This window comes from Thermodesulfobacteriota bacterium (assembly GCA_040753795.1).
Classification (GTDB): Bacteria; Desulfobacterota; Desulfobacteria; order Desulfobacterales; family Desulfosudaceae; genus JBFMDX01.
In genome coordinates, this window is the sequence record JBFMDX010000016.1 from 1 (window position 1) to 21,655 (window position 21,655).

A 21,655-nucleotide genomic window follows, 5' to 3' on the forward strand; every position below is an offset into this window, starting at 1 on the left:
TATTTGAATATATCGAAATGTTCTACAACAGGCAGCGGCGCCATTCTGCCATTGGCTATGTCAGCCCGCATGAATATGAACAACGATACAACCAATTAACCGTGTCCACTTTTTGTGGGTAAGACCAACCTTTAAAGAATGTAGGATATGGTGCCAATAAACATCTCGATGATACTATTTTTTATGGGTGGCATAATTTATTATGTGCTTATTTACACAACTTATAAATACTTGAAAAAACAAGGCTACAAACCGCCAGGTTTATTAGACCCGCCCAGATTTGCATTTTTTAAATTTTGTTCTGAGCAATACAAGTCAACGGGGGATAAAAAATTAAAAAAATTATACTTCTCAATCAATATTTGCTTTGCATTTTGTGTTGTCATTTTGTTGTTAGGCGTACTCTAACTGGTATAACATGTCATTGGTGTGGGACCGCCGGGGCCGGCGGTCTTCGTTATTATTCAGTGGAGCGCCCGGCGGCCCCACAATTCCGGCGTTAACCCTCGGTATAGCGAATGCACATGCATAGAACGAAATTTAGTATTTTGTTTCTTTTGATCATATTTACAGGTTGTGCTGCTTCGACAACGCCGACTAAAGAACTTGCACAACCGGCCGATACAATGAAACAAACAAAATTGAGTGCGGAGAAACAGACACTCGGTCCAGACAATTGGCCGACCACAGTTGATGCAACTGTGAAAGATATCATTTCGTCCCTGTCCGACAAAGACAAGGAAACCGTGCGCAACACTAAAAAAGATGATCTTATTCTGTTTCATCATGGATGGGGAACGGGAATCAGAAACCACTATGGTCTTTGGCGGGGAAATGATCAGTTGCGAGAAGATGCCTGTGGAAATAGATGCCACCCGGATGATGCTTCAATGGTAATCATTGAAAAAGTCTGGGAGGCGTTGCAAAATGAGGGCTAACAAAGAAGCTCAAAGGGACAACCAGGGTCGGCTTTTTTGTACAACCGGTGGGATTGAACAATAAACATCTTTAAGGAAGTCGGTGGAAACCCTGGTCGCCCCTGGCAGCCGACGTTATACCAGCATCTTAAAAAAGCTTGACAAAGCGTACGCAATAACGTACATATGGATAGGCTCGAAAATTTTATTATAAGAGGTAAATCATGCCGACATTAACTGCCACAGAAGCAAGGTCAAAACTCTATGGCCTGATCGATGAAACCACTGCGTCCCATGAGCCAATAATTATTAAAGGCAAACGCGGTAATGCAGTGCTTATCTCTGAGGATGACTGGCGCTCTATACAAGAAACAATTTATCTCCTGAATATTTCAGGTATGCGGGAATCAATACGAGACGGTTTAGCCACCCCCGTCGAGGAGTGTACAGAGGAACTTGATTGGTAATGTGGCTGATCGTTTACACAAAGCAAGCGCAAAAAGATGCAAAAAAAATTTCCTCTGCTGGTTTAAGACCAAAAGCAGAGATGTTGATTGAGGTTTTGCGTGAAAATCCTTTTATGACACCTCCTCCCTATGAAAAGTTATTGGGTGATTTATCAGGGGCGTATTCCCGGCGCATCAATATTCAACATCGTCTTGTCTATCAAGTTCTTGAGGCTGAAAAAACAGTTAAGATTATACGAATGTGGACTCATTACGAATAATTTTTTGGCATAACAACGCCACTCACACGGACTCGCAGGGGCGGGCCGCCTTGGTTTTGGCATAGTTTGTTGTTGAACTCACTTTAGCGAAGTCCGCAAACCCTGCTCGCCGGTGGTGGCCGCCGTTGTGTGGAAAACAAGTACCGTCCCCAAATCAATCAACTCTTGACAATGATATCAATAGTGATACTTTAATAGAAATGACAAAAATAGATGACATACTGAAGCAAATGCAACAGAACCCGAAAGATGTTCGATTTTCGGAACTATGCAAAATTTGGGATCATTATTTCGGTGAGGCGCGGCAGAAGAAAAGTAGCCATCGAATTTATCGAACACCATGGCAAGGTAATCCAGGGATAAATATTCAAAACGATAAAGGTAAAGCCAAAGCCTACCAGGTTAAGCAGGTGCTTTTGGCTCTTGAAATGCTGGAGGTGAATTATGGCACAAAAAGCACCAAAGAATGATAAATATACATATCGAGTGACATGGTCCGAAGATGACGGTGAGTATGTCGGCTTATGTGTTGAATTTCCAGGTTTAAGCTGGCTTGAAGATACACCTGAAAAGGCTCTGAAAGGGATTAGGAACCTGGTATCTGATGTTATACTGGATATGAGCGGAAATAATGAACCCGTTCCTGAACCTATCGCAAATAAACATTTCAGTGGGAAGTTCATGGTCAGAATTCCGCCAGATGTCCATCGGAAGTTGGCTATTCAAGCAGCCGAATCCGGCGTCAGCCTTAATCGTGTTGTCAGTTCTAAGCTAAGTCAATAATCGAAGACGTACGCCACACAAGCAGTCAGCCCAAAGGACAGTCAGGACAGTCGGATTTTGAAAAGTAGGGGGAACCCGCACATTAATCATCTTTAAGAAAGTCAATGGAAGCCCTGGCTCCCATTGGCGGTCGCCCTTCGACCGGCAGGACGATGAAGATAAAAATAACCGTCAATGATCTGATGCAGAAAGATTATTCGTATGACCTGACGGCTCCTGCCGGGGACAATTTTCATCCGGATTTTCTTCCCCAGTTGACGCCGAAGCAGATGCTGGCAATGGGGGTTTTCGGCGGCAAATACATGACCGATTGCGGAGAAGAGTTCCCGAAAGACTGGTTCATCCATGCCAGACTGTGCCGTGAGCGTCATGACCCCCGGTTGAATTTCTTTGGCGTCAATGCTTCTCAGCCGCTGTCCGTCTGGCGGGAAAAAGGCTGGATCTATCATGAAGATCCCCGCGGCTGGTTTCAATGGTATTGCCGGTACTACATGGGCAGAAGGTGCCCGGATGATGACCGCCAGATAAAACGGTGGAAGGCAATGAAGCGGCATGTGGCTCAGATTACCAGACATTGCGGCCCGGGAGATTCAGACTGCCGGCCGAAGCAGAGACAGGCGTTACTGAACTGGGCCTACGACAGCAGAAAAATTTAGCGGAACACGAATCGGGTGCCGCCTGCCGGCCGCTTCCGGCGCTAAACCTCCATTGACTGGAGATCCTGCGCAAATGCCTCCATGCCGGCTGATATCAGGTGCCGGAATTCGTCGAAGGTTTTTTCATCCATCAGGAACATGCGGGCGAAGAACTTCATGCCGATGCGGATGAAATCATTGTCCGGCAGTTCCGTCTGCGCCTTCCAGCAGAGGCGGCCGCTCTGCGGTTCCCGCATATCCCACTGGGCCTCGAACAACGTCCCCTGACCCCGGTTGGCCTGGAACATGACCGTGTTAAAATCATTGGCCAGTCCATTCACCGTTTCCGGAATGACCAGGTCGATGACGCTGATGGGGATGATCCCCAGCACGGCGCCGGATATCTCGACCTCCGGTTTGTTGATCATTTTATGCGCCAGGCGCATGGTCGATCCGTCGGTGGCGTATTCGCCGCTGATGATCTGGTCGGAAATGGCGATTTTCAACCCCAGGGCCCGGCCGGTCATGTTGAGGCGGGGCTCCCAGGCATAGTTCGCCAACTGGTGGACGGCAAAAGCCTCGGCCGGGAAGGGCGCGTCCGCGGCTGTGTCCACGGGGATGACCATGCCGCCGCGGGTACGGACCCGGAGCCGGAAGAAGTCCCGCTGGGCCCCCAGGAAAAGCTCCAGCAGGGTCCGGCCCTGCTTGTCTTTCAGGACCAGTTCGGCGTATCCGTGCTTGTTCATTTTTTCCATGAATTTGGCCACCAGGGGAAAGCGGGCCTCGATGCCGTCGGGGTCCGAGCCGACATTAAGGGTGAAGTCCGTGTAGCGGCAGCCGTCCGCGGTTTTGACGACCGCCGAACTGGACAGTTCCAGCACTTTCATGTCGACGAACAGTCGGGGAAAGGTTTCCCGGAACACGTCCGTCACATCAAACGACGCGCCCGGTTTGATCCCCCGCTGCCGCCTCAGCAGGTCCAGGTTGTCCGGATCGATGACCATCATCAGGTTGTCCAGCAGCCGGGTGATGTGGACCCAGCTGATATCACCGGAAAGCCAGGTCCCATTGGCGGTAATGGTATCCGACAGGCGGCCGGCGGGCGGATTGAGATTCTTCCGGATGGCGAATTCGCCGGTAAAGCTGCCGAAACCCTTGCCGTCCAGGCAGGCGTCCCCCATTTGTTCATGGGGGATGGCGGCCAGATCGATCCGCTCCGGACAGATGTCCCCCAGGACGGAGATGCCGTAAAACCCGTTTTCCCACTGGGTGAAATAATCGCTTTTATAGAGCCGGGACAGGTCAAAGTTCATGAAGGCTTCGCGGATCAGATGAAAAACGGCCCGGGCGTTTTCATCCTTGTCGGCCAGGCTGACAAACCGCTGCAGGAAATGGATGTACCGGATGGAAACGTCCCGGCCTTTCCCTTCCGGGTCCAGGTCCCGGACGGCATCGGCAAAATCGTAGGCCATGGCCTGGCCGGCCAGCAGCATGCCCAGAATCAACAGGGCGGCGACATGAATGACGCCGCTTTTCAAACCGGCGGCGTTGAAATGGCGTCTGTCAGTAACCTCTGTGATCATAATCTTTCCCCCTTATCTTTCCAGGGCCGCTGCCGCGGCGTCGGCCATCCGGTTCAGCAGGACCTCGGCCTGTCTTAAGGCCGCCAGGCCGGGCAAGGCCGACCAGAGGGCGGTCAGCACCGGCGCCCAGGGCGAGCCGTCTACGCCCAGCCCTTTGAAATCGATGGCCGGCGGCTGATAATCTTTCTTGTCGAAAAAGAAGTTGGCCGCGCGGAACCGGTCGGGATCACGGAAGGGCCAGGTGGCTTTGACCGCCAGGAATTCTCTGATCCGGCCGCAGGCGTCGGATTCCGGCCTGGAATCGGCGTCGTCCAGCGGCCTGCCCAGCCGGTTTTCCACCTGGTCGAAAAAAGCGTCCAGCAGGTCGGTCTCGGTGATCATCAGCCCGTAGTCGTACCAGTTGTCGGCCGCCTGCCGGATCAGCCGTTTACGGGCCGGGGCCAGATCACGGCAGGCGGGGCAGAAATAGGTGGCGCAGGCATAGGCCCCGTAGTAGCTCAAGCCCCGCCAGTCGATGCCGGCATTACCGTCGGCCAGGGGGTGGAGCAGGCAGCCCACGGTGCCCTTTTCAGAGCCGATCAGACCCAGGAAAGGACAATGGTGGAAGTCTTTCATGGGCCGCCTTTCATCTTCGGCGTGAAGCATGTCACCCCCGAACCGGTCAATGGCCTCGATGGTCCGCGGCACCTGGGAAAACCGTTCGGTCCGCTCGGCGAGCATCCGGGTCAGGCTTTCCCGGGACAGGTCCCTGACATTGTAAAGACCGCAGCAGGCCCCGCAGGAAACCGCCGGGCCGACCTGGCAGAGGTAGACGCCCCCCGGTGTGCGGTCGTCAAGGCCGGCCGCTTCGGGGGGGATTTCTCCCGGGGCCTCTTCCATTCTACTGTATCTGCCCACGGACGCTGCCGCTTTTCCGTTCAAATCCGTTCATCCTTCCTGCCGGTCGGGGGCCCGCAGCATCAGGATAGCGCCGGCGCACAGGCCCGCGTACATGGCCATGACGATCCAGAAGGAAAGCGCTTTTTCCACCGGCCCGTCGCCGGCATATTCAAATAATTTCAGGACATACCAGTTGGCTGTTTCGCCGGCCAGGAAGAACAGGAAGGCCAGGGCGATTGGCGCCGGGGCCGGGCGGTTTTTGAGCACCCGCTCACAGGCCAGAAGCCACAGGAAGCCGGCCAGGTGCACGGGCAGGCTCCACTTCCAGGCGGCAATTTTTTCAAAATACCAGACATTCAGCGGAAAGGCGCGATTGCCGAAGGTCAGCTCGCCGGCGGCGACCGCCAGCCCGAAGAGGACAGCGGTGACGATTATCCGTTTCAACGAGGGCGCTGCTTGATTAACCGGCATGACGTCCATTTTGAGAGGTGGCCTAAAGTCAAAAAGGTTTTAATACACGGAATCGGATGGCATCATTGCAGTCTGACGGCGGATTCATGATAAGCCGCTTCACATTCCCGCACCTGGCTTAGTCGTTCATTGACCTCCGAAAAATCCGGGGCCTCTTTTTCCGAAGACGCTTTCAGGGCAGCGGCCAGGGCCGTCCAGGCCAGGGCTGTCTGTTCCATCCGCTCGACCAGTTCGGACGTTATGACACCCGGAAGCAGGGCCCGGGCGGCGGCCAGAAAATCCCGGTACATCAGCCGGAAACCGCCGCCGCCGGTACCCCGTTTTTCGATGATCTGGTAGGCCAGACGGGCGGTCCACTGCCAGTCGTCAAAGCCGGGCCAGTGGTCAAGGTCTTCCTGCCAGGCGGCCAGTGCCCGCAGCCCCTGCAGGTCACTGCCGTCATCCAGGAGCACGCGGCTGTTGAAAACAATGGCCCGGCGGATAACATCCGGCAGGTCGGCCGGCGGGGCGATCGTTTCCGGCGCGAACAGGTTTCCCCGCAGATCAAAAATGCCGCCGCCGGAAAAGCGGGCCTCCTTCATGTTGTCAAAGGGAACCTCCTGGATTTCCGGACGCTCCGTGTCGGTAACGAAAAAAAGACGCCGACCGTCATCATACCCCCAGGCGGTTATCAGGTGCCCGGGAAAGTGAGTACTGGAGCCGTAGTAGGGCAGATGAAAGATGTCGGTCTGAATGATCGCCGGCAGTCCCCTGTCCAGGCATGAGCGCAGGGCGGTTTCGCTTTCAGCCCCGTCGGCATAATACTGCCACTCAAAAGGCGTCCCGATACGGGTGAAAAACTGGTTTTCCAGATCCAGGGAGCGGACATGGATCATGCGGGAGGCCGGCAGACGGCCGCTTTTGAGATACCACAATCCCATGCCGGCGCCGATGCCGAAACAGAGGGGTTCATCATAATCAAGGCCGTGAAAATTGACCAGGTCGCGGATGCCGGTGCTGCCGCAGTGTCTGCCGGGGGTGTGTCTGACCGGGAGCATTATCATAAGACGTGATCCGTACGGGCGCCGCTGAATTTTCAGCTTTTCATGAGGCCCTTAGGTGTAACCGTTGGATGGTGGTTGTTTTTCCCTGTTCTTGTCATATATTATGAATTATCTTTCAAAAAGGTTACGGTATCGCATCGTGACCGGAACCTTTTTATAATGGTATTATTGAATGATACAGACAAAAAGGCAAGTTGGATCATCACCGGCTTAAGGACGGTGTTGATTAACCGCAAGAAAACCGGAAAGGGAGGTTGTCCAATGGTCGTTATCGCGAAACTGAAGGCTCAGGCGGGAAAAGCGGAAGAAGTGGCCGGGATTTTGAAGGGGTTGATCCCGAAGGTGAAGAATGAAGAGGGTACGCTGGTCTATACCCTGAACCGGAGCCAGCAGGATCCGTCCGTGTTCCTGTTTTATGAAAAATACACCGGGGTCGAGGCCCTGGTGGCCCACAGCTCCACCGATTATTTCAAACAGGCTTTCAAGGCACTGGCGCCCCTGCTGGACGGGCCCGCCGCTATTGAGATGTATGATGAAGTGGACGCGATTTAACGACAAGGGGCAAGGTCCAAGGTGTAAGGTTTAAGGTACAAGGTTTAAGGTGTAAGGTGCGATAAGATGCCGGGTTTGTTGCCATGAAACAATTGACTGACCTAAGACAAATGACTGCCAGGCGGGTTGCCCTGGTTTTTCTGCTGGTGATGTGGGGCGCGGGTTATGTCGCTGTTCCCGGCTGCTGTCCGGATCTCTGTCGGGTTGACCGGTCAGCCGCTCCCGAGGCGGAGCCCGGTGATCTGCCGCCGGATCCGGCGCTGGTTACCGGAGCGCTGGAGAATGGTTTCCGCTACGTACTGATGAAAAACAGCCGGCCCGAAAACCGGGTTATTCTGCACCTGATGATTGAGGCCGGTTCCATGCACGAAGCCGATGATCAGCAGGGCCTGGCCCACTACCTGGAACACATGCTGTTTAATGGGACGACGCATTTCCCGCCCGGCGAACTGGTCAAGTATTTTCAGTCCATCGGCATGGGGTTCGGCAACGATGCCAACGCCCAGACCGGGTTTTTCCGGACGGTGTATGATCTGAATCTGCCCTCCGGAGACGTGGAACATTTGCGGCAGGCCATGCGGGTCATGGTCGACTATGCCCAGGGCGCCCTGCTTCTGGAGTCCGAGGTGGAAAAGGAGCGCGGCGTCATTCTGGCGGAAAAGCGTGAACGGGATACGGTCTCTTACCGGACGTTCACGGCCTCGCTTGGCTTTGAACTGGCCGGTTCCCGACTGGTCAGGCGCTATCCCATCGGTGTTGACGAGGTTTTACAGACCGCCGGCCGGGATCATTTGAAAGTTTATTACGATACCTGGTACCGTCCGGAACGGATGACCCTGGTCATGGCGGGTGACTTTGACCCGGACACGGCCGTAACGGAACTCAGGGCCGCCTTCGCGGCCATGAACACCAGGGCGCCGGCAGCGCCCGTTCCGGATATCGGAACCACCGCGCATAAGGGCGTGACGGCCCTGTATCATTATGAAAAAGAGGCCGGCGCCACGGAAGTGTCTCTGGAGACGCTGATTCAGGCGCCGCAACCGCCGGACTCGGCGGAAGAGAAGAAAAGACGGTTTGTCCGGGATATGGCCTATCGCATCGTCAACTACCGGCTCAATGAGCTGGAGGAAAGCCCGGATCCGCCGTTCACGTCGGCCGTGGCCTCGGCCGGCCGGGCGATGCAGCATTATGAATATGCCTCGATATCGGCTACGGCCGCGCCGGATCAATGGGAGAGCGCCTTGACCGCGGTGGAACAGGTGATCAGGGCCGCGCTGGTCCACGGGTTTACGCGGTCCGAAGTGGACCGTGTCAGGCGGGAGTCCCTGGCGGAAATGGACCGGGCCGTGCGGCAGGCGCCGACCCGGGAAAGCGAAGCCCTGGCCGGCCAGATTGTCATGAGCCTGGCCCAGGAACGGGTGTTCCAGTCACCGGAACAGGAGCGGGATCTGCTGGCGCCGGTGGCCCAAGCCCTGACACCGGAGATGCTCCATGAGGCGTTGGTGAAGACCTGGGAGCCGGATGCCCGGCAGATTCTTGTCACCGGCAACGCAGTCATCGGCGGAGACGCCGGGCCGGAGGAGAACATCCGGTCGGTTTATGAGGCCAGCCTGAAAACGTCCGTTCAGAAGCCGGAGGAAAAGGCCGTGCAGGCTTTCCCCTACCTGCCGGATCCGCAAACAAAAGGCCGGGTATCCCGGGAAGTTACCGACGCGGATATCGGTGTTACCCGGGTTGATTTTGAAAACCAGGTCCGCCTGAACATGAAGAAGACCGATTTTAAAGTCAACCAGGTCGTGGCCGAGATCCGTTTCGGGCGGGGTGAATCGGCCGAGCCGGAGAACCTGCCGGCCCTGTGCGAACTGGGCGAAGGAACAGTCAACGAGAGCGGCTTCGGCGGCATGAAAAAGGAAGAAATGCGGCTGGCCCTGGCCGGTAAAAAGGCGGGCATCGCTTTTTCCGTGGAGGAGGACCGGTTCCTGGTCACCGGCTCGTGCGCTTCGGACGAAGTGCGGCTGCTGTTTCAGCTGTTTTACGCTTTTTTTAACGACTGGACCTGCCGGGAGGAGGCTTACCTGTTGACCCTGGACCGGTTCCGGCAGGAGCATGACGAGTTGCGGCAGACCATTGCCGGGGCCATGCCCCTGGAAGGCGACCGGTTCCTGGCCGGGGGTGACTCCCGGTTCGGGCTGCCGCCCGATTTTACCGCCTTTGAAAAGGTCAGCCTCAATGACATCCGGTCCTGGATGGCCGAAGCCCTGAAGCAGTCGCTGCCGGAAATATCCGTGGCAGGGGATTTTGATCCGTCCCAAGTCGAGGAGGCCGCGGCGCTTTATTTCGGCGGCCGGACGCAGCCGGTCCACGCCAACCCGGGACCGGATTCCCGTAAAAACCCGGCGGTCCCGGCCGGCGAAGCGAAAACCCTGACGGTGCCGACGAAAATTCCCCAGGCCTATGTCGAAGTCGCCTGGCCCACCGATGATTTCTGGGATATCGGGCGGACACGGCGGTTCATGGTGCTGTCGCACGTTTTTTCCGACCGCATGCGCCGGATTATCCGGGAAGAGGACGGCCAGTCTTACAGCCAGTATGCCTATCATGACCCCTCCCAGGCCTACCCGGGTTACGGCGTGTTCCACGCCGCGGCTGAAATCAAGCCCGGGGCGGAAGAAGCGGTCATTGACCGGATCCGGGCCATTGCCGCCGATCTGGCCGACCACGGGGTCACGCCGGAAGAACTGGAGCGGGCCCGGGAGCCCATTCTGACCGGCATCCGGGAACTGGTCAAAACCAACGACTACTGGCTGCGCAGCGTCCTGTCCGGGTGCCGGTCTCATCCGGAGCGACTGGATTGGAGCCGGAATTTCATCAATGACTACCAGTCGGTGACGACGGATGAAATGACGGGCCTGGTCCGCCGGTACCTGGCTGATTCCCGGTGCGTTCGTATTATTGTCCGGCCGGAGGAGGCCCAAATTAATCCTTGAGGGAAGGCACGGTTTCAGTTATATTTCCAGGGAATTGATCGCTCCGGTCGCCGGAATCCCGGCAGGCCGGTCATCTGTCGCAAGAAGAAAGGGGTATCCATGGGAAATACGAATAAACAGGGGATATCGACACTGTCCGTCCATGCCGGCGAAGTCCGCTACAATGAATACGGATCGGTGACCACGCCGATTGTGCAGTCATCCACTTTTATCTTCAGAGGAGTCGAGGAGGTCCGCAAGCTGGCCGAAGGGGTTATCGGCCGGTTTGAATACGGCCGCTACGGCCATCCCACTGAACTGGCGGCCGAAAAGAAACTGGCGGCCCTGGAAGACGCCAAAGATGCCATCCTGTTTTCATCCGGCATGAGCGCCATCACCACCACCCTGTTCGCGCTGCTCAAGACCGGTGATCATATCATCATCACCGATGACGCCTACCGCCGGACCCTGGAATTCTGCCTGACCTGCCTGAAGGACTTCGGCATCGAGTGCACTATCGTCAAGATGTGTGATTACGAGGCCATGGAAAAGGCGATCAAGCCGAATACCCGGTTGTTTTTCTCCGAGTCACCGACCAACCCCTACCTGAACATCATGGACCTGGAACGGCTGATGGGGATTTACAAGAAGCGGGGCATCCTGGTGATTTCCGACAGCACCTTTGCCACGCCTTACAACCAGAAACCGCTGGAGTTCGGGGTCGATATCGTCATCCACAGCGCCACCAAGTATCTGGGCGGGCATAACGACCTGCTGAGCGGAGTGGTGCTGGGCAATAATCTGGAACTGACCGGCCGTATCCGTGAATACCTGAAAATCACCGGCGGGGTGATCGATCCCAACTCCTCCTACCTCCTGATCCGGGGGTTGAAAACCTTTGAACTCCGCATGGAGCGGCTGAACCGGAGCGGGCAGATCGTGGCCGAGTACCTGGAAAAACACCCCCAGGTCCGGCGCGTTTACTATCCGGGGCTGCCCAGCCATCAGCATCACGATGTGGCCAAACGCCAGATGAAGGGTTTCGGCGCGGTGGTGACCTTCGAGGTCAAAGATGACAAGGAGTATGTGCTCGATTTCCTGGGCCGGCTCCAGATCGCCAGCATCGGCCCCAGCCTGGGCGGGGTGGAAGCCCTGATCACGCATCCGGCCACCGTCAGCTATTATGACAAGACCCAGGCCGAGCGCCAGGAACTGGGCATCAAGGACGGGCTGATCCGTTTTTCCGTCGGCATTGAAAACGTGGAAGACATTATCGCCGATTTCGAGCAGGCCCTGGCCGGCGCCGGGGAATAGGCCGGCCGTTTCCCTCTATATCTCTCCGGCCCGGTGGCAGGCGACCAGGTGATCCGTGTCGTTTGCGGCGGCGTCCGCCGGCAGCAGCATCGGTTCTTCAATCCGGCAGCGATCGATGACGTGGGGACAGCGGGTGTGAAAGCGGCAGCCCGGCGGCGGAGCCGACGGCGAGGGCACGTCTCCGGTCAGGACCTGCTTTTTTCCGGAAACGGCCGGGTCCGGTACCGGGATGGCCGATATCAACGCCCGGGTGTAAGGATGGCGGGGGGCCCGGTAAATGGCCTCGGCGTCGGTCAGTTCCACGATTTTCCCCAGGTACATGACGGCGATCCGGTCGGAGATATGCCGGACCACGGCCAGGTCGTGGGCGATGAACAGGCTGGTAAACCCGGCTTCGCGCTGCAGCTCCAGCAGCAGGTTTAAAATCTGTGACTGGATGGAGACATCCAGGGCCGAGACCGGCTCGTCGCAGATGATCACCCGAGGGTTCAGGGCCAGGGCCCGGGCGATGCCGATCCGCTGGCGCTGACCGCCGCTGAACTCGTGGGGAAAACGGTCGGCCGCGGCCGCGGGCAGGCCGACCCGGTCGAGCAGCGCCCGCACTTCCCGTTTTCGGGAGTTTCTATCCCCCACGGCATGGATCTTCAGCGGTTCTTCCAGTATATACCCGACGGTGTGACGCGAGTTGAGGGATTCGTAAGGATCCTGGAAAATGGCCTGGATGTGCCGGCGCAGGCGCCGCAGGTCGGCGCGGCTGACGGCCGCCATGTCCTGTCCGGCAAAAAGGATGCGGCCGGCCGTCGGCTTGTGGAGACGCAGCAGGCACCGGCCCAGGGTGGTCTTGCCGCAGCCGGATTCGCCCACCAGCCCCAGGGTTTCGCCGGGAAAGATGGAAAAGGAGACACCGTCCACGGCGTGAACGGCGCCGATCCGGCGCAGGAACAGGCCGCCGTGAATGGGGAAATGCATTTTCAGCCCGGAGACGTCGATGAGGGGGTCAGGTCGCGGCGGCATGCTGTTTTCCTTCCGGTACGGCGAAATGGCAGGCGGCGAAATGGCCGTCGGCCACGGTGATGACGGGCGGTTCAGCGACGCGGCAGATGTCTTCCGCCCGGAAACAGCGGTTCTGGAAGCGGCAGCCCGGCGGCAGTTCGGACAGGGCGGGGACCATGCCGGGGATGACCGCCAGGGGCGTTTTCCTTTCGCTCTCCAGCCTCGGAATGGACGCCAGCAGCCCCTGCGTGTAAGGATGGGCCGGAGCGCGGAACAGGGCCAGCACGTCGGCGGTTTCCACGATTTTCCCGGCATACATGACGCAGACCCGGTCGCAGGTCTCGGCGATGACGCCCAGGTCGTGGGTGATCAGCAGCACCGACAGGTTCCTCTGTTGCCGCAGTCCCCTGATCAGGTCGAGGATCTGGGCCTGGATGGTCACGTCCAGGGCGGTGGTGGGTTCGTCGGCGATGAGCAGTTCCGGATCGCAGGCCAGGGCCATGGCGATCATGACCCGCTGGCGCATGCCGCCGGATATCTGGTGCGGGTATTCCGAGAGCCGCCGCCCGGCATCGGGAATGCCCACCTGCTTGAGCAGGCCGGCGGCTTTTTCATCGGCCCGGCGCCGGTCCCGCAGGTTTTCATGAAGCCGGAACACCTCCCGCAGCTGCCGGCCGATGGAATGCACCGGGTTCAAGGCCGTCATGGGTTCCTGAAAGATCATGGAGATCCGGCCGCCCCGGATATGCCGCATCTCTTCGGCCGGCAGACGGATCAGGTCGATGTCGTCCAGCCGGATCCGGCCGCCGTCGATGCGGCCCGCGGGTTTGGGCAGCAGCCGCATGACCGACAGGGCGGTGACGCTCTTGCCGCAGCCGGATTCGCCGACCAGTCCCAGCATTTCTCCCCGGTTGACACGGAAAGAAACGTTGTCTACGGCGGGAAGGCGGCCGGCCTCGGTTTCAAAGGAGGTCGTCAGACCGTCAACGGTCAGGAGCGGTCGATTTTCCAAGGACGTTATTTCTCCCCGGCCAGGAAGGTCTTGTCGACGATGGTCACGGGCGGCAGGGGAAGGTTGTCCTTCATGGTCTGACGGGTTTCCTCGTATAGTTTCTGGTCGAACCAGAACAGGCCGCCCGTGACGTCGTTAAACGGATCAAACAGATCCTCGGTGTGTTTTGTCCCCGGCGGCTGGGGCAGGCGCCACCAGCGCCAGCAGGCCTGCCGCACGTAAGGCACCATGAAGGTCGGCACAAAGCAGCCGGCGTCGTTAATGAGAACCTGGATTCGCCTGGACAATTCCTGCCGCTCCCGGGCGTCCAGGCTGTTGCGGTAGGCTTCGATCAGCCGGTCCATTTCCGGGTCGGCGGTGTTGGTAATATTGTTGGTCTGGGGCTGGTGGGCGTTGACCGAATGGAAATGCTCCCAGTACTGGGGCCGCAGGGAGGTGCTCCAGCCCATCCAGGCCACGTCGTGCTTTTTCTCCAGGACCTGCTTGTAGGCGGCGGCGGGATCCAGCTGACGCAGGTTCAGCTCCACGCCCGCTTTTTTTGCCTCTTCTTTCAAAACCACCAGCCGCGGAGTGTGATCCTCGCTGCTGTAAGTGACGTCCACGGAAAAGCGGTTGCCGTCCTTCTGCCAGATGCCGTCGCTGCCCCGTTCCCAGCCGGCCTGCTTCATGCAGGCCGCGACCTTTTCCAGGTCATACCGCCGGGCCTTGACATCCGGGTTGGTATAATCCCCGTACCCCACAAAGCCCTGCTCCAGGCGGAAATAGTCGCCCCGCAGCACCGTGTCGATGACCTTTTCGATGTTCATGGCGTGGGCAAAGGCGTATCGGACGTTTTTATCCGCGAAGATCGGTTTGTCCTGGTTGAGCCACAGGCCGGAAGCCGATCGCGGCGTGTCGTTGAAGAACCAGATTTTATTCACATAGCCGTTGTCCACCACCGGGGTTTTTGACTTTTCATACCAGTAGTCCGGCACGGTGAGGCCGAACACGTCCACCTGCCCCTTTTTGAAATACTCCCAGGACATGCTGTAGTCCTTGACCACGGTATAAACGACCTTGTCGACGTTGAAGCGGTTTTGGAAGTAGCGTTGGTCTTTGCCCCACCAGTCCGCCTTGCGGGTGAATTCGACAAACTTTCCTTTTTCAAAATTGGTTATCTGGTATGGGCCGGTGTTGGGCGCGATTTTCCAGTTGAAGTCCTGGGTAAAACCCTCGTTCAACTCGCCGTAAAAATGGCCGGGCGTGGGGGACAGGGCGATGGACAGGTGGAGATCGGGCTGGGCCTTGGTGGAAACAACCGCCAGGGTGTGGTCGTCATACACGATTACCCGGTCGATCTCCTGGGTGTAATAATCGTTATACCAGGGGGCGACGATGTGTTTGGAGCGCATGAACTCCAGGGTGTAGGCGAAGTCGTGGGCGGTCACCGGTACGCCGTCGGACCAGCGGGCTTCCGGGTTGAGCTTGAAATACATGGTTTTCTTGTCGTCGCCGAAGGCCCAGTGGGTGGCGATTTCCGGGATGATGTTTTCCGTGTTGGGGTGGACCGAGATCAGGGAAAGCTGGTTGTCCAGGATGGCGCTGCGGAAACTGCTGTTGGAATCGGGTCCCACCACCCGGAAGGTCAGGGGAAAGGCGGTGACGGCCAGGTGCAGGACGCCGCCCTTGGCCGCTTCCGGCGAGGCGTAAACCGGATCGCTTTCGTTGGTCAGCCACTGGAGGCCCGGCGGCGGGCCGGCGGGGTCGATGGGCGCCCGGAAAGGGGCCGGAACGGACAGCAGGGGCTTGGGCGGTTCCGCCGGCGGGGCCTGGGCCTGGGTTTTGTCCTTGTCTGTTGAACAGGCGCTGATCAGCGTCATGGACAGTGCCAGCAGGATGAGTAAAAGGATTCTGGGCTTCTTCATATCAGTTGTCCCTTTCAACGTATTATCCCGTTTCGTTCGTTTTTGTTAACTGTCCGGAATAACTTTAGTGGTTTCATGGGAGCCACTCTGGTTCGCGCCGTGACCCTTTTGGGGTCGGTTACAACCGGCCGCTGAATTTCTCGAACTCGGGCTTCGCCCTCAAACAGCGAGAAATTCTTGACGCACCCGGTTGTAACCGACTATTTCCCAACAGGCTCAAAAGGCGCTCACCGGAGCGGCTTCCCATGAAGTCATTATGTCGTCAATTTGTGATTTACTGATTATCATCAGGACATCCTAAATGACATTCAGGATCGTTTTATATTATTCCTCACAAGTCTTTACATCGTCATTCCGGGCTTGACCCGGAATCCAGTGTAAAACTGATATTCTTTATCTTTCCTGGACCCCGGCTCGGGGGCCGGGGTGACGAAACAATGTCGGCCCCGGAAGGGTCGGGGCGCGAACAAAAACACTTTTCCAAAGCCTGCTTACTTCTATTCATAAACCGTATGCATCCGCGGGTCAAAGGCTTCCCGCACCGCCTCGCCGATAAAGGTCACCAGGGTCAGGGTGAGAATCATGGCCCCTACCACCGAGCAGACGATCCACCAGGCGCTCAGGTTGGCCCAGCCCTGGTGCAGCAGTTCCCCCCAGCTGGGCGTGGGAGCGGGCAGGCCGAACCCGAGGTAGTCCAGGGAGGTCAGGGCGATGATGCCCTCGGCCACTGAAAAGGGGGCGAAGGTGACGATGATGGAAACGGTGTTGGGCAGGATGTGGGAGAAAATGATCCGGGCATCGGACGCGCCCAGGGAGCGCGCGGCCAGAACATAATCCCGTTCCTTTTCCCGGTAAGTGACGGTCCGCATGATCCAGGTGCGGCCGGCCCAGTCAAAGGTCACCATGATGATCAGCAGCATGAAGAAGCTGGGCACGACCACCGAAGAGATAATAATGATGACATACAGCAGGGGCATGTTGCTCCAGATCTCGATGAGCCGCTGGACAAACAGGTCGAACTTTCCTCCAAAGTAGCCCATGGCGCTGCCCAGGGCCACCCCCACGACGTAAGAGGCGGCCAGCAGGGCAAAGGAGAAAAACACGGCGATGCGGAAACCATAGACCAGCCTGGCCAGCACGTCCCGGCCGGCGGTGTCCGTGCCCAGGAAGTGTTTCCGGGCCAGTGACGGCGGGTACGGAGGGTAATGACCGGCAATAAAGTCGTTTTCATAGGGGCTGTAAGGCACCGGCGGCATCAGCACCCAGTTGCCCGACTTTTCGCTGGCAAAGCGCTCGGCCAGCTGCCGGTAACTGGTTTCATAGGCATAGTCCAGACCGAAGACCGTCCCGGGAATCATGTCGCCGTAAGTGGGGAAAAAGAATTTTCCTTCGTAACAGACGACCAATGCCCGGTTGCTGATGACCAGCTCGGCCGCCAGGGAGAGCAGGATCAGCCCGCCAAACAGGATCAGGGAGCCGTACCCCCGCCGGAGGGACTTGAATCGCCTGATTTTTTTGGTGGTTAACGGGCTGATGGTGATCATTGGAAACGCACCCTCGGGTCGACCATGGCGACGCAGATATCGGACAGGATGTTGCCGATCAGAAACAGCAGGGACGAGATGACCAGGATGCCCATGACCACCGGGTAGTCCCGCTCCAGGACCGATTCATAGCCCAGCAGGCCCATGCCGTTGATATTAAAGACGCTTTCAATGAGAAAGGAGCCGCTCAGTATAACTGAAATGTTATTGCCGAAACTGGTGGCAATGGGGATCAGGCTGTTTCTCAAAGCATGGCCGAAGACCGCCTGCCTGAACGACAACCCCTTGGCGATGGCGGTGCGGACGTAATCGGCCGAGAGGTTGTCCATGAGGGTGTTTTTCATCAGAAAGGTCATGACCGCGAAGGATCCGATGACGTAGGCCGTCAGGGGGAGAACCGTGTGCCGGGCGATATCCAGGATTTTCTCCGCCGGGGACAGGCCGGCAAAGCCATGACTGGTCAGTCCGCCCAGGGGAAGAATATCCCACCGGGAGGCGAACAGCATCAGCAGCAGAATGCCCAGTACCCATCCGGGAACGGCGTACCCCGTAAAAACGGCCAGGGAGGAGATGTTGTCGAACCCGCTTTTATGACGGACGGCCTTGGCCATGCCCAGGGGGATGCAGACCCCGTAAATCAGGATCAGGGAAAGAATACCAAAATAAAGGGAGATGGGGATGCGTTGCCGGATCATTTCCCAGACCGGATCGTAGTATCGGGTGGAAGTGCCCAGGTCGCCCCGGAGCACCCTGCTCATCCAGAGGCCGTAGGCTACCAGCACCGGTTTGTCAAACCCGTAATATTGTTTCAGGTACTCGATCTGTTCCCGGGACAGGGGCTGGCTGCCGTCCCGGCGTCCGGGACCGGCTTCCATGCTTTGCAGGCGGTAGGATTCGGCGATCATGCGTTCCACCGGCCCGCCGGGCACAAAGCGGGTGACGCAGAACACCAGGACGGTGACCCCGAAAAAGGTCGGGACCACCAGCAGCAGTCGCCTGATAAAGTACGTGGTCATAACGTTATTTTGTGACTCCGATTCACTTTTTATAACGCAAATCCGGCTCGCGGACAAGGAAGAACGGAAAGAAACCGAACAATGTCATTCCGAGCGTAGCGAGAAATCTCTAAAATATAACATATTGGACAGATGAGATTTTTCCCTTTGGTCGAAATGACAGGACGACCAACCCCGATTTTTTACGACGGCAATAAAACTGGAGATGAACCGGCAAAGGAAATAAAAAAGGGCGATGGCCGGAGCCGTCGCCCTTGGTGGCGATAAATAATAGTAAGGGAAATTAGCGCTTGGAGAACTGGTACCGCGCCCGGGGACCGCGCTGGCCGTACTTTTTCCGTTCCTTGACGCGGGCGTCGCGTTTGAGGAATCCGGCTGCCTTGAGGGGCTGCCGCAGGTCCGCCTGGAAGATGGTCAGGGCCCGGCTGATAGCGTGCCGGGCGGCACTGGCCTGCCCGGTGATGCCGCCGCCCGTCACTCTGACGTCTATGTCGAATTTGTCGGCGTTTTCGGTAAAGGTCAGCGGGGAGCGGAGAAGCTTCTGAACCGCAAAGATAGGGAAATACTCATCGGCGGTTCTGCCGTTGACGGTGATTTTCCCGTTGCCGGGCTTGAGCCAGGTTCGGGCGATGGCGGATTTGCGTTTGCCTGTGGCGTAAATTATGTTCTCTTGCATTGTTTCCTCAAAAAGAAAGATTGCGGCAATTAGATTTCCAATGGCTTCGGCTGCTGCGCTTCATGGGGATGGTCGGGCCCGGCGTATACCCGCAGCTTTTTGAGCAGGTCACGGCCCAGGCGATTCTTGGGCAGCATCCCCCTGACGGCGTTAATGACCAGATCTTCCGGTTTCTTTTCCAGAAGCTGCCTGGCGGTAACGGATTTAAGGCCGCCGATATAACCGCTGTGGCGGTAATAGATCTTTTCGTCCCATTTCCGGCCGGTCAGGGTGATTTTTTCCGCGTTGACGACGATAATGGAATCCCCGGTATCCACATGCGGGGTAAACAGGGGATTGTGTTTTCCGCGGAGACGGCGGGCGATTTCCGTTGCCATTCTCCCCAGACCGCGGCCGTCCGCGTTTACTACATACCAGTTGTCCGAATTGTCCGATGCTTTTGCGCTGTAAGTATATTTTTTCACGTTCATTCTCTCCTGCTGTCAGAATAATCTGGCTATAATATTCTCATGCTCATATATGTCAAGAAAAAAATCATTAAAAAGGTCGGGCAGGGCCGAAAGGCTCGCATTTTCCCGAAGAGCAGGCTTTTTTGGCATCCCGGGCCGCGAGTCCTCTATCAATCCCCGGATGCTTTTGACGGCCGCGTTCTGGATACCGTCTTGAGCACCATCATCAGCACCGACAGGGCCGCCGGGGTCATGCCGTCGAGGCGGGAGGCCTGCCCCAGGGAAACGGGCCGGACGGTCGACAGTTTTTCTTTTAATTCGGCGGACAATCCAGGAACGGCGGCGTAGTCGAAATCACCCGGGATTTTCTGTTTTTCCATATCCCGGAATTTTTCGATTTCCCGCAACTGCCGGGAGATATACCCTTCGTATTTAATTTCGATTTCGACCTGCCGGGCGACCTCCCCGGAGACCGGTTCCGGGGGCGGGGCCAGGGCGCTGATGTCGGCATAGGTTAGTTCCGCCCGCTTGAGCAGCTGTTCCAGAAACGTGCCGGTCTTTAAGGCCGGGACGCCGCGCGCCGCCAGGTGCCGGTCGACTGTTTCCGAAGGTTTGATCACGGTTTTGCGGACGCGGGAAATTTCCGCTTCCATTCGCCGCCGGTTTTCATTTACCTTCCCCACGGTTTCGGCGTCTACCAGTCCCAGGTCGTGTCCGATTTCAGACAGCCGGAGTTCGGCGTTGTCTTCCCGCAGCATCAGCCGGTATTCGGCCCGGGACGTGAACATGCGGTAAGGCTCGATGGTCCCCCGGGTCACCAGGTCATCGACCATGACGCCCATGTAAGCCTGGGACCGGTCCAGAACAAAGGGCGGCCGCTTCTGGATCTTGCAGGCGGCGTTGATCCCGGCCCAAAGCCCCTGGGCCGCGGCTTCCTCATAACCCGAGGTGCCGTTGACCTGCCCGGCCAGATAGAGGCCGGAGACCCGTTTGGTCTCCAGGGTCGGCCGGAGTTGAACGGGATTGATGTAATCGTATTCGATGGCGTAGGCCGGCCGCATGATAACGGCCTCTTCCAGCCCGTCGATGGAGCGGACGACCTGAATTTGAATTTCCAGGGGCAGGCTGTTGCCCAGTCCGCTGGCGTAGACTTCTTTTGTCTCCAGCCCTTCCTGCTCGAGGATGACGTGGTGGGTTTCCCGTTCCGGGAAGCGGACCACCTTGTCTTCAAAAGAGGGGCAGTACCGGGCCGGTACGCCGGTGATATAGCCGCCGTAAAGGGACGAGAGCTTGAGATGCCGCCGGACCAGGTCGGCGGTCTCCGGCCGGGTGTGGCCGAGGAAGGTGGCGATCTGGGGCATGACCGGTCCGGACCCGGAAAATGAAAAGGCCCGGGACGAGAGGTCGGATTGCTGGCGGTCGAACCGGGAAAAATCGATACTGTCCCGGTCCAGCCGGGGCGGGGTCCCGGTTTTCATGCGGCCGGTGGAAAAACCCATGTCGCGGAGCTGCCGGGCCAGTTCCACGGCGGCGAATTCGCCGGCCCGCCCGGCGTCGTAGGAAACCGATCCGATATGGACCCGGCCGCCCAGAAAGGTGCCGGCGGCGATGATCACGGCCGAGGACGGATAGGCGTGTCCGGACAGGTCGACCACGCCCCTGACGGCGCCGTCCTCCACCATCAGGCGGACGACCATGGCCTGCTTGAGGTCCACGCCCGGGTGGTTTTCCACGGCCGATTTCATGACGGTGTGATAGCGGTGCTTGTCGTTCTGGGTGCGGGTGGACTGAACGGCCGGTCCTTTGCGGGTGTTTAAGGTCCGGTACTGAATGGCGGTCAGGTCCGCGGCCCGGGCCATCATGCCGCCCAGGGCGTCGATTTCTCTGACCAGCTGTCCTTTGGCCGTGCCGCCGATGGAGGGACTGCAGGGCATGACCGCCACCTTGTCCAGGTCGATGGCCAGCAGCAGCACACTGCATCCCATCCGGGCGGCGGCAAGTGCCGCCTCGCAGCCGGCGTGGCCGGCGCCGACGACGATGATGTCATGGCGTTTAGGCGCTATATGTTTTATAGTGGACATTTAAAGAAATGATTCAGCCTCAATTCAGTTGGGAAAAAGGGTTCCAGGATTCAAGGGGCCAAGGGTTCAAGTGAAACACCACACCCTCGACCCCTCGGCCCCTTGAATCC

Annotated in this window: 22 protein-coding genes; 10 read left to right on the forward strand and 12 right to left on the reverse strand. The window is 57.8% G+C overall.

Annotated features, from left to right (window positions below; all coding sequences use genetic code 11):
- The 7 genes from AB1724_15790 to AB1724_15820 all read left to right on the forward strand — a co-directional run.
- The coding region (locus AB1724_15790; GenBank protein ID MEW6079269.1) for an IS3 family transposase at positions 1 to 122 on the forward strand (122 nt) is incomplete at its 5' end.
- Between the two features lie 402 nt (positions 123 to 524).
- On the forward strand, positions 525 to 938 hold the full coding sequence (locus tag AB1724_15795) for a DUF6794 domain-containing protein (protein ID MEW6079270.1): 414 nt from the start codon (positions 525 to 527) through the stop codon (positions 936 to 938).
- A gap of 203 nt (positions 939 to 1,141) precedes the next feature.
- Positions 1,142 to 1,384, forward strand: a complete 243-nt coding sequence (locus AB1724_15800; protein MEW6079271.1) for a type II toxin-antitoxin system Phd/YefM family antitoxin — start codon at positions 1,142 to 1,144, stop codon at positions 1,382 to 1,384.
- Positions 1,384 to 1,644, forward strand: coding sequence for a Txe/YoeB family addiction module toxin (locus AB1724_15805; protein ID MEW6079272.1), 261 nt, complete (start codon positions 1,384 to 1,386; stop codon positions 1,642 to 1,644). The genes AB1724_15800 and AB1724_15805 overlap by 1 nt, the downstream gene beginning before the upstream one ends.
- 125 nt (positions 1,645 to 1,769) lie before the next feature.
- Entirely contained in the window at positions 1,770 to 2,114 is a 345-nt protein-coding gene (locus AB1724_15810) for a toxin HicA (GenBank protein MEW6079273.1), read from the forward strand.
- A complete protein-coding gene (locus AB1724_15815) occupies positions 2,089 to 2,427 on the forward strand; it encodes a toxin-antitoxin system HicB family antitoxin (GenBank protein ID MEW6079274.1) in 339 nt (112 codons plus the stop codon). The genes AB1724_15810 and AB1724_15815 overlap by 26 nt, the downstream gene beginning before the upstream one ends.
- A 152-nt stretch (positions 2,428 to 2,579) precedes the next feature.
- Positions 2,580 to 3,083, forward strand: coding sequence for a hypothetical protein (locus AB1724_15820; protein MEW6079275.1), 504 nt, complete (start codon positions 2,580 to 2,582; stop codon positions 3,081 to 3,083).
- A gap of 41 nt (positions 3,084 to 3,124) precedes the next feature.
- On the opposite strand, the gene AB1724_15825 is transcribed toward AB1724_15820, so the two are convergent.
- The 4 genes from AB1724_15825 to AB1724_15840 all read right to left on the reverse strand — a co-directional run bounded on the left by AB1724_15825 (position 3,125) and on the right by AB1724_15840 (position 7,038).
- Positions 3,125 to 4,645 (reverse strand): hypothetical protein, encoded by a 1,521-nt coding sequence (locus AB1724_15825; protein ID MEW6079276.1) that lies wholly within the window; start codon positions 4,643 to 4,645, stop codon positions 3,125 to 3,127.
- Positions 4,646 to 4,657: 12 nt separating this feature from the next.
- Positions 4,658 to 5,566 carry a hypothetical protein gene (locus AB1724_15830; GenBank protein MEW6079277.1) on the reverse strand — a complete coding sequence of 303 codons (909 nt, stop codon included), beginning with the start codon at positions 5,564 to 5,566 and terminating at the stop codon, positions 4,658 to 4,660.
- Between the two features lie 6 nt (positions 5,567 to 5,572).
- Entirely contained in the window at positions 5,573 to 5,968 is a 396-nt protein-coding gene (locus AB1724_15835) for a hypothetical protein (GenBank protein ID MEW6079278.1), read from the reverse strand.
- Positions 5,969 to 6,057: 89 nt separating this feature from the next.
- A complete protein-coding gene (locus tag AB1724_15840) occupies positions 6,058 to 7,038 on the reverse strand; it encodes a BtrH N-terminal domain-containing protein (GenBank protein MEW6079279.1) in 981 nt (326 codons plus the stop codon).
- 261 nt (positions 7,039 to 7,299) lie between these two features.
- Between AB1724_15840 and AB1724_15845 the strand changes: the two genes are divergently transcribed.
- The 3 genes from AB1724_15845 (at position 7,300) to AB1724_15855 (ending at position 11,870) form a co-directional block, all read left to right on the forward strand.
- A complete protein-coding gene (locus AB1724_15845; GenBank protein ID MEW6079280.1) occupies positions 7,300 to 7,590 on the forward strand; it encodes a putative quinol monooxygenase in 291 nt (96 codons plus the stop codon).
- 110 nt (positions 7,591 to 7,700) lie between these two features.
- Positions 7,701 to 10,577, forward strand: coding sequence for an insulinase family protein (locus AB1724_15850; protein ID MEW6079281.1), 2,877 nt, complete (start codon positions 7,701 to 7,703; stop codon positions 10,575 to 10,577).
- Between the two features lie 99 nt (positions 10,578 to 10,676).
- A complete protein-coding gene (locus tag AB1724_15855; GenBank protein ID MEW6079282.1) occupies positions 10,677 to 11,870 on the forward strand; it encodes a PLP-dependent aspartate aminotransferase family protein in 1,194 nt (397 codons plus the stop codon).
- 15 nt (positions 11,871 to 11,885) lie between these two features.
- Here AB1724_15855 and AB1724_15860 read toward each other — a convergent pair whose 3' ends face one another.
- The 8 genes from AB1724_15860 to mnmG all read right to left on the reverse strand — a co-directional run bounded on the left by AB1724_15860 (position 11,886) and on the right by mnmG (position 21,545).
- Positions 11,886 to 12,884: an oligopeptide/dipeptide ABC transporter ATP-binding protein gene (locus AB1724_15860; GenBank protein MEW6079283.1), complete on the reverse strand. Its 999-nt coding sequence runs from the start codon at positions 12,882 to 12,884 to the stop codon at positions 11,886 to 11,888.
- On the reverse strand, positions 12,868 to 13,875 hold the full coding sequence (locus AB1724_15865) for an ABC transporter ATP-binding protein (GenBank protein MEW6079284.1): 1,008 nt from the start codon (positions 13,873 to 13,875) through the stop codon (positions 12,868 to 12,870). The genes AB1724_15860 and AB1724_15865 overlap by 17 nt, the downstream gene beginning before the upstream one ends.
- 5 nt (positions 13,876 to 13,880) lie before the next feature.
- Positions 13,881 to 15,779, reverse strand: coding sequence for an extracellular solute-binding protein (locus tag AB1724_15870; GenBank protein MEW6079285.1), 1,899 nt, complete (start codon positions 15,777 to 15,779; stop codon positions 13,881 to 13,883).
- Between the two features lie 497 nt (positions 15,780 to 16,276).
- Positions 16,277 to 17,323, reverse strand: a complete 1,047-nt coding sequence (locus AB1724_15875; GenBank protein ID MEW6079286.1) for an ABC transporter permease subunit — start codon at positions 17,321 to 17,323, stop codon at positions 16,277 to 16,279.
- Positions 17,320 to 18,339: an ABC transporter permease subunit gene (locus AB1724_15880; protein ID MEW6079287.1), complete on the reverse strand. Its 1,020-nt coding sequence runs from the start codon at positions 18,337 to 18,339 to the stop codon at positions 17,320 to 17,322. Before AB1724_15880 ends, AB1724_15875 begins: the two co-directional genes overlap by 4 nt.
- A 283-nt stretch (positions 18,340 to 18,622) precedes the next feature.
- On the reverse strand, positions 18,623 to 19,015 hold the full coding sequence (gene rpsI / locus AB1724_15885) for a 30S ribosomal protein S9 (GenBank protein MEW6079288.1): 393 nt from the start codon (positions 19,013 to 19,015) through the stop codon (positions 18,623 to 18,625).
- Between the two features lie 29 nt (positions 19,016 to 19,044).
- Positions 19,045 to 19,479, reverse strand: a complete 435-nt coding sequence (rplM, locus tag AB1724_15890; protein MEW6079289.1) for a 50S ribosomal protein L13 — start codon at positions 19,477 to 19,479, stop codon at positions 19,045 to 19,047.
- Positions 19,480 to 19,634: 155 nt separating this feature from the next.
- Positions 19,635 to 21,545, reverse strand: coding sequence for a tRNA uridine-5-carboxymethylaminomethyl(34) synthesis enzyme MnmG (gene mnmG / locus AB1724_15895; protein MEW6079290.1), 1,911 nt, complete (start codon positions 21,543 to 21,545; stop codon positions 19,635 to 19,637).
- Positions 21,546 to 21,655 lie beyond the last annotated feature (110 nt).

Bases quoted from the DNA above. Each gene is read 5' to 3' on its own strand.
- AB1724_15795 (MEW6079270.1), top strand. From the start codon at position 525: ATGCATAGAACGAAATTTAGTATTTTGTTTCTTTTGATCATATTTACA.
- AB1724_15800 (MEW6079271.1), top strand. From the start codon at position 1,142: ATGCCGACATTAACTGCCACAGAAGCAAGGTCAAAACTCTATGGCCTG.
- AB1724_15805 (MEW6079272.1), top strand. From the start codon at position 1,384: ATGTGGCTGATCGTTTACACAAAGCAAGCGCAAAAAGATGCAAAAAAA.
- AB1724_15815 (MEW6079274.1), top strand. From the start codon at position 2,089: ATGGCACAAAAAGCACCAAAGAATGATAAATATACATATCGAGTGACA.
- AB1724_15820 (MEW6079275.1), top strand. From the start codon at position 2,580: ATGAAGATAAAAATAACCGTCAATGATCTGATGCAGAAAGATTATTCG.
- AB1724_15825 (MEW6079276.1), bottom strand. From the start codon at position 4,645: ATGATCACAGAGGTTACTGACAGACGCCATTTCAACGCCGCCGGTTTG.
- AB1724_15840 (MEW6079279.1), bottom strand. From the start codon at position 7,038: ATGATAATGCTCCCGGTCAGACACACCCCCGGCAGACACTGCGGCAGC.
- AB1724_15845 (MEW6079280.1), top strand. From the start codon at position 7,300: ATGGTCGTTATCGCGAAACTGAAGGCTCAGGCGGGAAAAGCGGAAGAA.
- AB1724_15850 (MEW6079281.1), top strand. From the start codon at position 7,701: ATGACTGCCAGGCGGGTTGCCCTGGTTTTTCTGCTGGTGATGTGGGGC.
- AB1724_15855 (MEW6079282.1), top strand. From the start codon at position 10,677: ATGGGAAATACGAATAAACAGGGGATATCGACACTGTCCGTCCATGCC.
- AB1724_15860 (MEW6079283.1), bottom strand. From the start codon at position 12,884: ATGCCGCCGCGACCTGACCCCCTCATCGACGTCTCCGGGCTGAAAATG.
- AB1724_15870 (MEW6079285.1), bottom strand. From the start codon at position 15,779: ATGAAGAAGCCCAGAATCCTTTTACTCATCCTGCTGGCACTGTCCATG.
- AB1724_15875 (MEW6079286.1), bottom strand. From the start codon at position 17,323: ATGATCACCATCAGCCCGTTAACCACCAAAAAAATCAGGCGATTCAAG.
- AB1724_15880 (MEW6079287.1), bottom strand. From the start codon at position 18,339: ATGACCACGTACTTTATCAGGCGACTGCTGCTGGTGGTCCCGACCTTT.
- rpsI (MEW6079288.1), bottom strand. From the start codon at position 19,015: ATGCAAGAGAACATAATTTACGCCACAGGCAAACGCAAATCCGCCATC.
- mnmG (MEW6079290.1), bottom strand. From the start codon at position 21,545: ATGTCCACTATAAAACATATAGCGCCTAAACGCCATGACATCATCGTC.